The 15170-nt window shown below is 73.9% G+C and carries 15 protein-coding genes; all 15 read right to left on the bottom strand.

Translation table 11 applies throughout. The annotated features are described in order from the left end of the window. Nucleotides 1-46: 46 nt before the first annotated feature. Nucleotides 47-775, bottom strand: coding sequence for a GntR family transcriptional regulator (locus tag E4623_RS04905; RefSeq protein WP_134765335.1), 729 nt, complete (start codon nt 773-775; stop codon nt 47-49). 15 nt (nt 776-790) lie between these two features. Further along, the gene (locus E4623_RS04900; RefSeq protein ID WP_134765334.1) at nt 791-1828 is read right to left on the bottom strand and encodes a 2-oxoglutarate and iron-dependent oxygenase domain-containing protein; all 1038 of its coding nucleotides are present in this window, start codon (nt 1826-1828) and stop codon (nt 791-793) included. Next, a complete protein-coding gene (gene add, locus E4623_RS04895; protein WP_134765333.1) occupies nt 1825-2922 on the bottom strand; it encodes an adenosine deaminase in 1098 nt (365 codons plus the stop codon). The genes E4623_RS04900 and add overlap by 4 nt, the downstream gene beginning before the upstream one ends. A gap of 268 nt (nt 2923-3190) precedes the next feature. Next, nucleotides 3191-4027: an ABC transporter permease subunit gene (locus E4623_RS04890; RefSeq protein WP_134765454.1), complete on the bottom strand. Its 837-nt coding sequence runs from the start codon at nt 4025-4027 to the stop codon at nt 3191-3193. A 5-nt stretch (nt 4028-4032) separates the two neighbouring features. Continuing rightward, complete coding sequence (locus E4623_RS04885) at nt 4033-4812, bottom strand: ABC transporter permease subunit (protein WP_134765332.1); 780 nt, start codon at nt 4810-4812, stop codon at nt 4033-4035. Further along, on the bottom strand, nt 4799-5641 hold the full coding sequence (locus tag E4623_RS04880) for an ABC transporter ATP-binding protein (RefSeq protein ID WP_134765331.1): 843 nt from the start codon (nt 5639-5641) through the stop codon (nt 4799-4801). Before E4623_RS04880 ends, E4623_RS04885 begins: the two co-directional genes overlap by 14 nt. Before the next feature lie 2 nt (nt 5642-5643). Further along, the gene (locus tag E4623_RS04875) at nt 5644-6714 is read right to left on the bottom strand and encodes an ABC transporter substrate-binding protein (RefSeq protein ID WP_134765330.1); all 1071 of its coding nucleotides are present in this window, start codon (nt 6712-6714) and stop codon (nt 5644-5646) included. Between the two features lie 254 nt (nt 6715-6968). Next, the gene (locus tag E4623_RS04870) at nt 6969-7295 is read right to left on the bottom strand and encodes a cold shock domain-containing protein (RefSeq protein WP_134765329.1); all 327 of its coding nucleotides are present in this window, start codon (nt 7293-7295) and stop codon (nt 6969-6971) included. A gap of 35 nt (nt 7296-7330) precedes the next feature. After that, complete coding sequence (locus E4623_RS04865; protein ID WP_134765328.1) at nt 7331-7822, bottom strand: nucleoside deaminase; 492 nt, start codon at nt 7820-7822, stop codon at nt 7331-7333. Continuing rightward, on the bottom strand, nt 7819-10482 hold the full coding sequence (locus tag E4623_RS04860; protein WP_134765327.1) for a molybdopterin cofactor-binding domain-containing protein: 2664 nt from the start codon (nt 10480-10482) through the stop codon (nt 7819-7821). Before E4623_RS04860 ends, E4623_RS04865 begins: the two co-directional genes overlap by 4 nt. Before the next feature lie 40 nt (nt 10483-10522). Then, entirely contained in the window at nt 10523-11284 is a 762-nt protein-coding gene (locus tag E4623_RS04855) for an FAD binding domain-containing protein (RefSeq protein ID WP_134765326.1), read from the bottom strand. Between the two features lie 10 nt (nt 11285-11294). After that, nucleotides 11295-12122, bottom strand: coding sequence for an SIS domain-containing protein (locus tag E4623_RS04850; RefSeq protein WP_134765325.1), 828 nt, complete (start codon nt 12120-12122; stop codon nt 11295-11297). Nucleotides 12123-12124: 2 nt separating this feature from the next. Beyond that, a complete protein-coding gene (locus E4623_RS04845) occupies nt 12125-13360 on the bottom strand; it encodes an allantoate amidohydrolase (protein ID WP_134765324.1) in 1236 nt (411 codons plus the stop codon). Beyond that, complete coding sequence (locus tag E4623_RS04840; RefSeq protein ID WP_245154868.1) at nt 13357-14589, bottom strand: alanine--glyoxylate aminotransferase family protein; 1233 nt, start codon at nt 14587-14589, stop codon at nt 13357-13359. The genes E4623_RS04845 and E4623_RS04840 overlap by 4 nt, the downstream gene beginning before the upstream one ends. Before the next feature lie 78 nt (nt 14590-14667). After that, on the bottom strand, nt 14668-15165 hold the full coding sequence (locus E4623_RS04835; RefSeq protein ID WP_134765323.1) for a MarR family transcriptional regulator: 498 nt from the start codon (nt 15163-15165) through the stop codon (nt 14668-14670). Between the last annotated feature and the right edge of the window lie 5 nt (nt 15166-15170).

Here is a 15170-nt window from a genome sequence, read left to right as displayed (position 1 = left end):
TAGGAAGACGGTGTTTCGGTGCCGTCGTCCTCGCATGAACCCGACGTCACGGGAGAGATATAGCCGGCGCCGACCGGAACAGGGCCGGGTCGTCGCGCAGCCGGGCGATCTCGGCCTTGAGGTGGGCGTAGTGCGCGTCGGACTCGGCGACGAGGGTCTCGGGGTCGCCGGCCACGAAGGCCCCGAGCATCCGGTCGTGCTCGTGGTGGAAGGCCGCGCGGCCGTGGTCGTCGACGCGCGCCATCGGACGGGCGGGCTCGGTCATGTTCCAGGCGGCGGTGTACATGTGCGTCAGTCGGGCCATCCCGGCCGGCTCGATGAGCGCGAGGTGGAAGAGCCGGGAGGCCCGGTGGTAGGCCCGCTCGTCACCGCTGGCGACGGCGTCAGCCATCGCCTCGTGGGTGCGGCGGACGACGTCGTGGTCGGCCGGGGTCGCCCGGGGTGCGGCCGCGCGCAGCGCGGAGGACTCGAGGGCCTGCCGGACGTCGTACAGCTCGCTGAACTCGGCGAAGGTCAGCTGCGCGACGCTGTAGCCGACCCGGGGCACGTGGTCGACCAGGCCCTCGCCGATGAGCACCTTGAGGGCCTCGCGCACCGGGATCTGGCTGCACCCGAAGAACTGCGCGACCGCGTCGATCGGGATGAGGGTGCCGGGCGGCTCGTCGCCGGCGAGGATCGCGCGCCGCATGTCGTCGACGACGTGCGGCGCCCCGCCGTCGGTGACGCTGTTGACCAGGTGCGCCGTGAACGGCGAGCGGCGCCGCGACCCCTGCACGTCGACCCGGCCCGCTCAGGCCCCGCCGGCGGCGATGACCCGCTGCTGCTCGGAGCCGGCGGCGGCGTTGGCGACGCCGGCGCGGGAGCCGGCGAGCTTGGCGGCGATGTGCTCGCCGACGGTGATGGGAGGGTACGGCGACCCGTCGCCGACGCACGGGGGCATGGTCTCGATCACCGCGTCGACGTTGCCGTCGTGGAAGAACGCCGCGCTGCGCCGGCGCTGGACGGAGCCGTCGACGATCGGCGGCTTGACGCGGTGCAGGGTGGACATCCACCGGTCGTTGGTCCAGCGCGCCATCAGGTCGCCGAGGTTGATGAGCAGCGCCCCGTCGGCCGGCATCACGTCGTGCCAGGCGCCGTCGCGGTCGAGCACCTGCAGGCCGCGCACCCGGTCGGCCCAGAGGACCGTGACGATGCCGTAGTCGGTGTGCTCGCCCATGCCGGTGAGGTCGCCGTCGAGGTCGATCTCGCCCGGCGGCAGGGCGTAGTTGTTCATCCGCAGCACGTCGAGGCTGTGGTCGGTGAAGGCCGCGAAGAAGTCGGCGGGCAGGCCGAGGGCATCGGCGAACATCCGCGTCATCGTGCGCGCCACCCGCGCGGCCTCGTCGAAGTACGCCGTCACCGCGGCCGGGAACGCGGGCGCCTCCGCGGGCCAGACGTTCTCGGCGTAGTCGGGCAGCGGCAGGTCGAGGCCGGGGTGGTCGGAACGGGCGGCGCCGACGTTGAAGGCCTCGAAGAAGTCGTGCATCCGGTTGGACGGCGCCAGCCCGAGGCTGAGGCTGAGCGACTCGGTCTTCGGCGGGGCGTAGCCGCGGTTGACCTCGGGCGGGGTCCGGTAGGTCTTCTTGACCTCCAGCGGCAGGTCGAAGAAGCCGTTCATCGCCTCGGCGAAGGCGTCGGTGACCTCGGCCGGGATGCCGTGCCCGACGATCTGCACGAAGCCGACGGTGCGGGCGGCATCGTCGAACGCCGCGGCGGCGGCCGCGCGCTGATCGGGCGTGCCGTCGCCGACGTACGGCGCGAGGTCGACGGCAGGGACGGTGAAGGTCATGACGGGTCCTCCGAGGTGGGCGAGGGGGTGGCGGGGACCTGCGGGACCAGGGCGTCGACCCGGGCGAGCAGGGCGGTCTTGTCGGAGGCGTCGAGCCAGGTGGCCTCGACGCCGTTGCGGGTGAGCGCCGCGAGCTGGTCGCGCCCGTAGCCGAGCGCGTGGGCGAGCACCCGGTAGTCGTGGGTCGGGTCGGTGCCGAACATCGGCGGGTCGTCGGAGTCGATCGTGACGAGCAGGCCGGCGTCGACCATCTCGCGGATCCGGTGGTGGGACCCGTCGCCGCTGCCGGAGTAGCGGCCGATGTCGGAGCTGACCGGCGTGCAGGTGAAGGGCACCCGCTCCTCGACGCACCGCGCGGTGATCTCGGGGGAGTCGACCACGTGGTAGCCGTGGTCGACGCGGTCGCAGCCCAGGTCGTCGAGCAGCACCTCGACGTGGTGCGGCGGACCGGACTCCGAGTGCGCCGTACGACGCAGCCCGGCGCGACCGGCCAGCCGGAACGCCTCCACGAACAGCCCGGGCGGGCCCTTGACCTCCTCGTAGTCGAGCCCGACGCCGAGCACCTCGTCGTAGCGGTGCTCGACGACCTGCTCGACCAGCTCGACCGCCGCGGCGCCGCTCTGCTCGCGGCAGATCCCGATCACCAGCCCGGACTCGATGCCGGTGTCGGTGCGGGCGTCGGCCATCCCGGCGCGCACGCCCTCGACCACCCGGCGGTACGAGATGCCGGGGTGGCCGGGCGGGCTCAGGTGGATCTCGCGGTAGAGGACGCCGTGCGCCGCGCCGCCGTCGGTCAGCGACTCGTAGGTGACCCGGTGGAAGTCGTCGGGGTCGCGGATCACCGAGCCGACGACGTCGAGCACCCGGAGGAACTCGCCGAGGTCCTCGTAGCTCGCGTGGTCGTAGAGGTCGTCGGCGCCGCGCTCGAGCGGGACGCCGTGCTTGGCGGCGAGGTCGACGACGGTGGCCGCCGCCACGCTGCCGATCAGGTGGCAGTGCAGGCTGATCTTCGGCAACGCGGCGACGAGGGCGTCGATCGCCGGGTCGTGGGGGACCGGGGTCGAGTACGTCGTGCCGGTCGCGTCGGCGCTCATCCGGCGGCCGCCCGCAGCACCCGGTCCCGCTCGCTGCCGGCGGCGGGGACGACGAACGGGGCGGACGGCGTGCTGGGTGGGGTGGTCATGGGAGCTCCTCGGGACGGTGGGTGACCTCGACGACCGTCGGAGGTGTCCGTGTCCCGGCGCCGGCCGGCGCCCTCGTTCCCGTCCGAGCTGGGACGGTGGGTCGACGGTAGCGATCCGGTGTTACGTGGCGGTTTCGAGCTATCGGTCGCGGCGAGGTCACGGGAAGGTCACGGGAGGGTCACGACCGGGCCGGCTTGCCGAACCGGTTCAGGACGGCGGCCTCGACGAGCTGGGCGAGGAGGTAGAGCAGGAGCGAGACCAGGGTGATGACGACCACGAGCGCCCAGACGCGGTTGATCTGGGAGCGGCTGGCGGCCGAGACGACCGCGTAGCCGATGCCGCGACCGGTGGCGAGCCACTCGGCGAGCAGGGCCCCGGTCATGGCGCCCGGGACGGCGATGCGGACCGACGCGAAGAGCGCGGGCAGCGCGGTGGGGAAGGCCACCTTGCGCAGCACCGTCGTGGGCGAGCCGCCGTAGACGGTGACCAGGTCGCGCATCTGCGGGCTCACCGACCGCAGCCCGACGGTGATGTTCACCAGCGCCGGGAAGAGCACGACGATCGCGCTCATGATCGCGACGATCGCGTAGCCGCGGCCGACGACCAGGATCAGGATCGGGGCGAGGGCGATGAGCGGCACGGTCTGGAGGACGAGCGCCACCGGCATGACGGTGCTCTCCATCACCCGGTAGCGCACCACGACCGCGGCCAGCAGGACGGCGGCGGCCATGCCGCTGACGAAGCCGATCGCCGCGTCGCCGAGCGTCTCGAGGAGCAGGGTCCTGATCTCGCTGCGCAGCTCCGCGGAGTCCTCGTCGCCGAAGAGCGTGGTCCAGACGTCGGTGGGCCCCTTGCCGACGTAGTCGGAGACGTCGAAGAGGCGCAGCGCGAGGATCCACAGCAGCGTCACCAGCACGAGCACCAGGGCCATGGTCGCGATCGGACGCAGGATGGCGCGCAGCAGCGCGCCCCGGGAGCCGGGTGCGGCCCCGCCGGCCGCGGGAGCGGTGATCATGGTGGTCACGTCGTCGCTCCCTGGGACCAGGGGGTGACGACCCGGGCGATGCCGCCGAGGACGGCGTAGAAGAAGCCGGCGACGAGCGCGCAGCCGAGGCCGATCGCCCACGCCTGGGCGACGTCGATGTTCTGCTGGGCAATCTTCAGGGTGACCGCGACGCCCTGCTGGGTGCCGCCGACGTACTCGCCGAGGATCGCGCCGAGGAACGCCGCGGGCGCGCCGATCTGGAGCGCGGCCAGGATCTGCGGCACCGCCGAGACGAGCTGGACGCGACGCAGCTGCTGCCAGCGGCCACCGCCGAAGACGGTGACGACGTCGAGGCTGGCGCGGTCGGAGGAGCGCAGGCCGAGCACGGTGCCGACGACGGTGGTGAAGAAGACCGACAGCGCGGCGAGCGCGGTCGCGGTGCCGGACCGCTGCCCCTCCTCGGGGTTGCCGATGACGATGAAGAGCACGGGGGCCAGCGCGACCAGCGGGATGCAGTAGCTGATGACGGCGATCTGCATGATCACCGGTTCCAGCACCGGCAGCAGCAGCACCAGCGAGGCGAGCACGACGGCAGCCACGGTGCCGTAGGCGAAGCCGAGCGCCGCCTCCTGCAGGGTCATGCCGAAGTGGTGGGAGTAGAAGTCCCACCCGGACTCGCCGATGCGCCGTACGACGCCGACGGGGGTCGGGATCCGCAGGTCGGTGACCGTCGCGACCAGCCACCAGAAGAGGGTCAGGCCGACCAGGCCCGCGCCGCTCGCGACCAGCGAGCGGCGCGACTCACTCGTCGGCATCGGGGCCCACCGCGGCGCCGGCGTCGCCGAAGAGCAGCTCGGAGGCCTGGTCGTGCAGCGCGTGGAACTCCGGGGTCCGCATCATGTCGGGGGTGCGCGGGCGGGGCAGGTCGACCTCGATGACCTCCTTGACCCGACCTGGCCGCGGGCTCATCACCGCGACGCGGTCGGACAGGAAGATCGCCTCCGAGATGCCGTGGGTGACCATCAGCGTGGTCGCGGGCTTCTCGGTCCAGATGCGCAGCAGCTCGACGTTCAACCGCTGCCGGGTCATGTCGTCGAGCGCGCCGAACGGCTCGTCGAGCAGCAGCACGGACGGCTTGACCACCAGCGACCGCGCGATCGAGACGCGCTGGCGCATCCCGCCCGAGAGCTGGGCGGGCTTGGCCTTCTCGAACCCCTCGAGGCCCACGAGCCGGATCAGCTCGGTCACGAGCGCCTCGTCGGGCTTCACGCCCGACACCTCGAACGGCAGCCGGATGTTGGAGGCGACGGTGCGCCACGGGAGCAGCGCGGCGTCCTGGAAGGCGATGCCGAGCTCGTGGTCGCGGCGCAGCTCGCGCGGCGTCCTGCCGTCGACGAGCGCCTCGCCCGAGGTCGGCTGCTCGAGGCCGGCCAGGATCCGCAGGATCGTCGACTTGCCGCAGCCCGACGGACCGAGCAGGGACAGGAAGCTGCCCTTGTCGGTGAACAGCGTGGCGTCGTCGAGGGCGGTCACGCTGCGGCGGCCGACCCGGAAGGTCTTGGAGAGGTCCTGGATGCGCAGCCCGGTGCCGGTGGAGCCGAGGGCCCCGCCGGCACCGGCGACGTCGGTGAGCGAGTCGGTCACGATCAGGGCAGCTCGGTGAGCTCGGGGCGCTCCTCGAGCAGCTCGGTGAGCAGGGAGAGGTCGAAGAGGTCCTCGGCGTCGACGTCGATGCCGGCGGCCTCCAGGGTCCCCATGTTCTGGTCGATGAGGTCCTCGGTGATGGTGAACAGGCCGTTGGCCTCGACGTCCGGGGTGACGATCAGGCCGTCCTGCACGTTCGCCTGCTCGACCTCCTTGTCCAGGTCGAGCTCCAGGTCGGCGCCGTACTCCTCGACGGCCAGCTTCGCGCCCGCCTCGGGGTCGGCGACGGCGTCCTGCCAGCCGCGGATCTCGGCGGCGAGGAAGGCCTTCACCGTCTCCGGCTCCTCGGCGATCATCTGGTCGGTGGTGATGACGCTCTCGGCGACGAACGGCAGGCCGTTGTCGGCGAAGGGCAGGTTGGTGACCTCGACGCCCTGGCTCTGCACGGTGATCGACTCGTTGGTGAGGTAGGCCAGGAACCCGTCGACCTCGCCGTCGATGAGCGGCGCCGGGTCGTACTCGACCGGCACCTTGGTGACGTCGCCCGGGTCGATGCCGTTCACCTCGAGCAGGGCGTCGAAGAGGGTCTCGTTGCCGCCGGCCTGGACGCCGATCTTCTTGCCGACCAGGTCCTCGGGCGTCGCGATGTCGCCGCCGTCGGCCAGGGAGAGGATGGTGAACGGGTTCTTCTGGAACTTGGTGCCGACGATCTTGAGCGGCGCGTCCTCCTCCGCGATCACCTGGGCCGTGGCCACGGCGTTCGACAGGCCGAAGTCGGCGTCACCGGTCGCGACCAGCGTCTCGATCGGGCCCGGACCCGGGTCCATCGTGACCTTCCCGAAGCCCTCCTCGGTGTAGTAGCCCTTGCTGTCCGCCATGAACTCGCCCGAGAACTCGGCGTTCTTGATCCACGACAGCTGGACGGTCAGGTCGCCGAGGCCGTCGCCGTCGCCGGAGCCGGACGCGTCGTCGCCGTCGTCGGACCCGCACGCGGTCACGACGAGGACGCAGGCCGCCAGGACGGCGGGGAACCGGAGGGCCCGGGTCCGGCGGGGGCGCTGGAACGGCTTCATGGTGTGTCTCCTCAGAGGTCTGTGCTCGACGACCGGCCCCGGCGCCTGGTCCGACCGTGGGTCTCACGGGTACGTGCACGGACGTTAGGAACGGCGGATTTCGGGCTGCCGCGCGCGCGGTTTCCGCCTGGTTACAACTCGCGTTTCAGCACGGACGGGTCTGTCCCCCCCGGCGCGGACAACGGCGGACCCGCGTCAGGCCCGCGGTCGGTCGGGCTCGTGGAACGAACGCGTCACTCTCCCCGGTGGCAAGGTCAGCGGGTGTCGGTCTCGTCCTGACGTCCGTCGTCGAAGGTGAGCGTCAGCGTGGAGCGCATGGCCCCGGAGCCTCCGGCGTCGGTAGCCTCGGTGCGCACCGGGTCCTGGTCGGCCGGCCAGGCCTCGAGGGCCTGGAACGCGAAACCGTCCTGCTCGGCGGTCTCGAACGTGAACGTCACGGCCTGCCCGGGCGTGAGCTGGCGGTAGCCACCGACGAGGACGACGGAGAAGTGCGCCCAGCAGCCGCCGGGTGTGGCGTCGGAGTCGATGACTCCCCATCCGGCCCCGTCGTGCCAGATCCGCACCTGTCCCCGCGACGTCATGCGACCAGTATCGCGGCCCGGGCGGCCCCCCGCCCTCAGTAGTGCGTGCGGGCCACGTTCGTCAGCCAGGCGTCGAACGGCGCGAACGAGCCGTCGGTCGCGGCGGCGTCGACCGGCATCGGCCAGCTCGAGCGCTCCTGGGCGAACAGCTCGTAGAACGCGCGGTCGTCGAAGCCGCCGCGGGCGGCGTCGTCGCGGTCGGCGGCGTAGACCACCCGGTCGACCCGCGACCAGAGCGACGCCGAGACGCACAGCGGGCACGGCTCGCACGAGGCGTAGAGCACGCAGCCGGCCAGCGAGAAGTCGCCGACCTCGGCGCACGCCGCGCGGATCGCGAGCACCTCGGCGTGCGCGGTCGGGTCGAGGTCGCGGGTGACGCGGTTCTGGCCGGTGGACAGCAGGACGCCGTCGCGCACGACGACCGCGCCGAACGGGCCGCCGCCGTCGGCGACGTTGGCCACGGCGAGCTCGACGGCGCGGGCGAGCCACGTCTGGTCGGAGGCGGGGTCGGGTGCGGGCGTGGTCACGGGGACTCCTCGGGGGCGTGGGCGGAGACGCGGGTCGCAGGCGTGGTGCCGGCCGAGCCGGCGAGGCGCCACAGCCGGTCGCGACTGAGCGGGAGCTCGAAGGGCCGGACGCCGAGGGCGTCGCGGACCGCGTTGGCCAGGGCCGGGGCGACCGGGTTGTAGGGCGCCTCGCTCATCGACTTCGCGCCGCGGACGCCGAGGTCGTCGTAGGTGTCGGCGAACAGCACCTCGGTCTCCGGCACGTCGCCCATCTGCGGCACCCGGTAGTCGCGGAGGCTGCGGGTGAGCACCTCGCCGTCGCGCAGCACGACCTCCTCGTAGAGCGCGGAGCCGATCGCCTGCGCGACGCCGCCCTCGACCTGGCCGCGCAGCTGCTCGGGGTTGATCGCGACGCCGGCGTCCGCGGCGTGCACCGATCGGAGCACGCGGAGCTCGCCGGTGCCCGGGTCGACGGCCACCCGGACGCCGTGCACGTTGAAGGCGACCGAGCGCGGCGTCCCGTGGTGCTCGCCGCTCGCGGTGACCGGCGCGACCAGCGGCGGGGTGATGGTGTCGAGCCGCTCGCGCAGCGCCCGGCACGCCGCCGCGACCGCGCGTCCGGCGACGACGGAGCCGGCCGAGCCGTACGCGCCGGTGTCGTGGCCGACGAGTGCGGTGTCGGAGCCGCGGAGCACGACGCGCTCGACCGGCACGCCGAGCTCGGCGGCGACGATCTGGGTGTGCACGGTCGCCGTGCCGTTGCCGAACTCCGCCGTGCCGACGTCGAGCGTCACGGTGCCGTCGACCTCCATGGTCAGGACGACGTCGGCGTGGTGACCGCGCGGCGGGATGGTGGCGATCATCGCGGCCGCCGTGCCCTCCCCGACGAGCCAGCCGTCGGGCGCCGGGTCGCCGGAGCCGTCGGCGAGCGCGCTCCCGACCAGGTCGAGGCACTGGTCGAGCCCGTAGCTGCCGTAGAGGAGGTCGGTGTCGGGGGCGCCGTTGACGACGAACTCGTCGCCGGGCACGACGACGTTGCGGCGGCGCAGCTCGACCGGGTCGAGCCCGAGCTCGCGCGCCAGCTCGTCGAGCGCACCCTCGACGGCGAAGCCGACCTGCCCGAGCCCGTAGCCGCGGAACGCGCCGGACGGCGGGTTGTGCGTGTAGACCGACTCGGCGTCGACCCTCTTGTTGGCGCACCGGTAGAGCGCGACCGACTCGTGCACGCCGTGGAGGAGCACGCCGACGGCGTGGTTGCCGTGGGCGCCGGTGTCGCTGAGCACGTCGACGCGCAACGCGGTCAGCCGGCCGTCGGCGTCGGCGCCGGCCTCGACCTGCACCCGCATCGGGTGCCGGCCCGGCACCAGCGTGAACTGCTGCTCGCGAGTGAGCTCCCACTGCACGGGGCGGGCCAGGAGCAGGGTGGCCAGGCAGACGAGGTCCTCGACGAGCAGCTCCTGCTTGCCGCCGAAGCCGCCGCCGACGCGGGTGGTGAAGACCCGCACGCGGTCCGGCGGGATGCCGAAGACGTGGGCCAGCTCGTCGCGCACGAGGAACGGCACCTGGCTGCTCGTGCGGACGACGAGCGCGCCCCGCTCGTCGAGCCACGACCGGGCGCCGTGGGTCTCCAGCTGCGCGTGGTTGACCCGTCCGGTCTGCCACGTGCCGCGCACCGTGGCCGCCGCGGCGGCCAGCCCGGCGGCGACGTCGCCGACCTCGCCGTGGGTCGCGGCGACGACGTTGCGGCCCGGGTCGGCGATGCGCGAGCGGACGGCGTCCTTCTCGCCGTGCACGAGCGGAGCGCCGGCCTCGCGGGCCGCCTGCGGGTCGTGGACGGCGGGCAGCACCTCGTAGTCGACCTGGACCATCGCGGCGGCCCGCTGGGCGATCGCCACGGTGTCGGCGACGACGGCCGCGACCCGCTGCCCGTGGAACCGGACGACGTCGTCGAGCATCCGGGTGTCGTCGGGGTCGTCGAGCCGGCTGTCGTGCCGCCCGGTCGAGTAGAGGACGTCGGGCACGTCGCGGTGGGTGAGCACCAGGTGGACGCCGGGCAGCGCGGAGGCCGCGGTCGTGTCGATGTCGCGGATCCGCGCGTGGGCGTGGGGTGACTGGAGCACCTGCAGGTGCAGGACGCCGTGCTCGGTCGCGTCGAGCGTGAACGGCTCGGTCCCGGTGACCAGGCGCGGGCCTGCGGGTGCCGGCGTGCAGCCGCCGAAGCCGGCCCCGGGCTGCACGTTGGTGCGGCCCGCGAGCGCGTCGCGGATCGCGCGGTAGCCGGTGCAACGGCACAGGTTGCCCTTGAAGGTGCGCTCGATGTCGGCCCCGTCGAGACCGGTGACGACGCCGTCGGCGTCGGCCAGGGCGGCGGCCGTGGTCACGAAGCCGGCGGTGCAGAAGCCGCACTGGAAGCCCTGCGCGGCGACGAAGTTGCGCTGCACGGGGTGCAGCGCGTCGGGCGTCCCGAGCCCGGCCACGGTCGTGACGTCGTGGCCCTGCGCCCGCACCGCCGGGTAGACGCACGAGTGCACCGCGTCGCCGTCGAGGAGCACCGTGCAGGCGCCGCAGTCGCCGGCGTCGCAGCCCTTCTTCACCTCGAACCGGCCGTGCTCGCGCAGCCAGGTGCGCAGGCACTGCCCGGGGGCCGGGGCACCGGTGACCTCCTCGCCGTTGACCCTCATGCCGGGCCCCGGGTGCTCGTGCGGGTGCCGGTGCTGGTGCTCATGCGGCCCGCCCGAGCTCGGCGGCGACCTCGCGGGCGAGCCGGGCCGTGACCGCGGCGCGCCAGTCCGGCGGGCCGTGCGGGTCGTCGTACCAGCAGTCGACGGCGGCCAGCCCGGCGTCGGGGTCGGCGGCGTCGATCACCACCGGGCGCGCCGTCGAGGCGGTGAGGGTGATCCGGTCGCCGGCGCCGATGACGACGGCCGAGGAGCGCCCCAGGGGTGCCAGCGACGTGCGGCGGAAGACCGGCGGCGCCGCCGGGAGGCGGACGTCGACGGCGCGCAGCACCTCGCCGGGCGCCAGCGACGTCTCGCCCGGGCCGCGCACGAACGACGTCACCGGCTCGCGCCGCTCGCCCCCGTCGGGCGTCCAGACGACGACCTCGCCGCCCAGGCTCGCGGTCAGCGACGTCATCGCGCCGGCCGGCAGGGCGAGGCAGAGGTTGCCGCCGACGGTGGCCAGGCCCTGGATCTTGAACGACATCAGCAGCGACTCCGCGCACTGGCGCGCCACGGCGGTCGCGGCGCCCCACGGCGCGGCCAGTGCCTCGGCGACCGTGCACGTCGCGGCGATCCGCAGCCGGCCCGGGACGGTCTCCCACGGCATCCACCCGAGCGGGGTGAGGTCGACCAGGCCGGTGACCCCGGGCTGCGGCTGGGAGAACAGCCAGGTGCCGCCGGCGACGTAGCGCTCGCCGGGCCGCAGGGCCAGGTCGTCGCGGTGGCGTGCCGCACGGAAGGAGGTGACGCCGGGCAGGTCCATCAGGTCTCGCTCACTCGACTTCGAGGAGTCGTTCGTAGGTGCGGCTGATCGCCGAGATCCGGTCGCGGCCGCTGCGCCCGCAGGCCGACAGGACACCGTCGGCGAGCACCCCGACGAGCGCCATCGCGGCGGCGTAGCTGTCGTAGGCGAGGCCGGTCTGCACGGGGCACTCGAGCCACGTGGTGGCCCGCGGCGACAGCGGCGCCGCGGTGGGGTCGGCGAGGAGGACGACGTCGGCGCCGGTGCCGGCGGCCTCGGTGAGGAGCGTCGCGAAACCGCTCGGCCGGCGCCGGAAGCCGACGGCCACGACGACGTCGCCCGCACCGACGTCGGCGAGCTCCTCGCCGAGCACCTGGCCGGGCAGCGGGGCCAGCCGCACGTCGCCGCGCGCGTGCACGAGCTGCTGGCGCAGGTGCAGGGCCACGGGGTGGCTGTTGCGCCACCCGACGACCAGCACCCGGCCGGCGCGGGCGAGCAGCGCGGCGGCGTCCGCGACGCCCGGCTGGGTGGTCGCGCGCAGGATGGCCGCGGACTCGGCCTCGGCGTGCGCGGCGAGGTCGGGGACGTCGTCGCCGCGGCCGGGCTCGCCGGCCGCCCGCAGCGCGCGCAGGTGGGCACGCACCTCGTCGAAGTCGGCGTACCCCAGGCTCCGGAACAGCCGGCTCATCGTCGCCTTGGAGACGCCGGCGAGCACGGCGAGCTCGGCGGCCCGGTAGGTCGCGAGGTCGTCGAGGTGCTCGAGGAGCGTCATCGCGGCGCGGCTCTCCTGCGGGGAGAGGGTGTGGTGGTGTCGCGCGATCCTGGCCTCGATCCGCTCGACCGGCTCGACGGGCAGCATCCTCAGCCCCGCGCCTCGACCACGGCGGCGACCTGCAGCACGGTCGCCTCGAACGCGTCGAGCCCGGCCTCGACGTCGACCTCGCGGACCGACTCGTCGGCGTGGTGGCTGACGCCGTCGCCGCACCGCACGAAGAGCATCCCGACGTCGGCGACGGCGCCGATCGCCATCGCGTCGTGGCCGGCGCGGCTCCACAACCCCATCGGGGCGGTGTCGCCGGTGGTGGCGATGCCGGCGACGACCGCGTCCTGCAGCCACGGTGCGCAGTGCACGGCCGGGGCGTGGTGGCTCTCGACGACGTCGAGCCGCAGCCCGCGCCGCCGGCACAGCTCGCGGATCCGGGCGAGGAGGTCGACCCACATCGCGTCGCGGTCCTCGTCGGTGGGGGCACGCAGGTCGAGGCTGAGGTCGGCGCGACCCGGGATCACGTTGATGCCGCCGGGGGTGACCGCGATCCGGCCGACGGTGGCGATGCAGCCGCGCTCCTTGGCCATCTCCTCGACCAGGACGATCGCCTCGCTGGCGCCGACGAGGGCGTCGCGCCGGCGCTCGTACGGCGTGCCACCGGCGTGCCGCGCCTCGCCCAGCACCGACAGCCGGAACCGTCGGGCCCCGGCGATCAGCGTGACGTAGCCGAGCGAGGCGTCGGCCTCCTCGAGGTAGGGGCCCTGCTCGATGTGGGCCTCGAGGTAGCCGACCATCGACGCGGGGGAGCGGGCCGCGTCGCCGACGCGGCGCGGGTCGAGCCCGAACTCCTCGAACGCCTGGCGCAGGGTGGTCGCGTCCTTGTCGCGCAGCTCGAACCAGTCGTCGTCCCACGTGCCGGCGACGGCCTGGCTGCCGAGCAGGGCCTTGCCGAAGCGGGTGCCCTCCTCGTCGCTGAACCCGACCACCTCGAGCGCGAACGGCAGCCGCCCCACCCGCGCCCCGAGCCGCTCGGCGACGGCGATCGCCATCACCACGCCGAGCATCCCGTCGAAGCTGCCGGCGTCGGTGACGGTGTCGAGGTGGCTGCCGAGCACCAGCGCCGGCAGGCCGGGCTCGCGGCCCTCGCGGCGGCCCCACTGGTTGCCGGCGGCGTCCTGCCAGGTGCGCAGGCCGGCCTGCTCCATCCAGCGGCCCGCCTGGGCGTTGGCGGAGGCGTGCTCCTTGGAGAGGTGGACCCGTTCGAGTCCGCGCGGCAGCGAGGTGAACCGGTCGAGCGTCGCGCAGCGGGCCAGGACCTCGGCCGCCCTCACGCGGTCGCCCCCGCATAGACCTCACGCGCGGCGCCGACACCGGCGCCGGGGGTGACGGGGGCGCCGTACGCGCGGAGGACCTGCTCGAGGCAGGCCAGGGTGGTGAGGACGGCGTCGGTGCGGGCGTTGTGGCCCATCGTCCCGACCCGCCAGACCTTCCCGTGCAGCGGTCCGAACGACGTCCCGATCTCGATGCCGAAGTCGGTCAGCAGCGCGGCGCGGGCGGTGTCGCCGGGCACGCCGTCGGGGACGTGGACGGCGACGACGTTGTGCATCTTGTGCGCGACGTCGCCGAAGACGGTGAGCCCGCAGGCCCGGAGGCCCTCGAGCATCGCGGCGCCGTGCCGGGCGTGTCGCGCCACGGCCTCGTCGAGGCCCTCCTCGACGAGGAGCCGGGCGCACTCGCGGGCGCCGTAGAGCATGGTCGTGGCCTCGGTGTGGTGGTTGAGCGCGCGCGGGCCCCAGTAGTCCATGATCATGGCGAGATCGAGGTAGTTGGAGGCGATCGGCGTCCCGAGGTCGACGTCACCCGGCTCCCGGATGCCCTCCTCGACGTGCGTGCGGGCGCCGATCACGTCGGCCGCCCGGGGCGAGATCGTGGTCGGTGCCGATCCGGAGGGTCCGCCGAGGCACTTCTGGAGGCCGGCCGTGACGACGTCCAGGCCCCACGCGTCGGTCTCGAACGTGTTGCCGCCGAGGGAGGCGGTGGCGTCGCAGTAGAGGAGCACGTCGTGGCGGCGACAGATCTCGCCGAGGTCGGCCAGCGGCTGGCACATCGTGGTCGACGTGTCGCCCTGGACGACGGCGAGCACCTTCGGGCGGGTCGCGAGCACGGCCTCCTCGACCTGCTCGGGGGTGAACACCTGGCCCCACGGCACCTCGATCGTGTGCACCTCCGCGCCGCAGCGGGTGGCGATCTCGACCAGCAGGTGACCGAACCGGCCGAACACCGGCACCAGGACGACGTCCCCCGGCTCGACCAGGCTGACCAGCGCCGCCTCGATCCCGGCGCGAGAGGTGCCGTCGACCAGCAGGGTCTGCTCGTTCGCGGTGCGGAAGACGTCGCGGTAGAGCGCGCTGGTCTCGGCCATCGCCGCGCGCATCCACGGGTCGTACTGGCCCACGAGCTGCGCCGACATCGCCCGCAGCACCCGCGGGTCGGCGTTGATCGGCCCCGGCCCCATGAGCAGCCGCGGCGGCGGGTCGACCTGGCCGGGAGGGGTGCTCATGCCCGGACGCTAAGAAACGACTGTTTCTCGACTGTTTCGCCTGGGGTGCTCCTGGGTTGCGATTTCCGGGCGCGCGTCTCAGCGCCGCCGGCGGGGGCCGGCCGAGCGCGGGGGAGCCGCCCGCATGTGGTCGCGCACCGGCGTCAGCAGGTCGCCCAGGGTCGCGGCCCCGGCGTCCGACAGGGCCGCGAAGAGCTGCTCGCGCAGGACCTCGACGTGGCCGGGCAGGACCTGCGCGATCCTCGAGCGACCGGCGTCGGTGACGGTCACGGTGACGCTCCGCTCGTCGGCGACCGACGGCGCGCGCACGACGAGGCCCGCCTTCTCGAGCAGGCCGGCCTGGTAGGTCAGGCCGCTGCGGCTGTAGACGACGCCGTCGGCGAGGTCGGTCATCCGCTCGCTCCCGCCCGGCGAGTCGAGGGTCAGGCGCGCCAGCAGCTGGAACTGCACGTAGCTCAGGTCGCCGTCGTCACGCAGCTGCTGCTCGACCGCGTGGCGCAGCAGGCCCGCCACGTCCATCAGGGCGAAGTAGGCGCCGAGCTGGACGGAGTCGAGGGGCGTGGACGGGTCAGGCATGGACC

The organism is Nocardioides sp. 1609, assembly GCF_004522105.1.
Classification (GTDB): Bacteria; Actinomycetota; Actinomycetes; order Propionibacteriales; family Nocardioidaceae; genus Nocardioides.
Note: the sequence above shows the minus strand (reverse complement) of the source record. Positions and strands in the feature narration are given on the sequence as shown.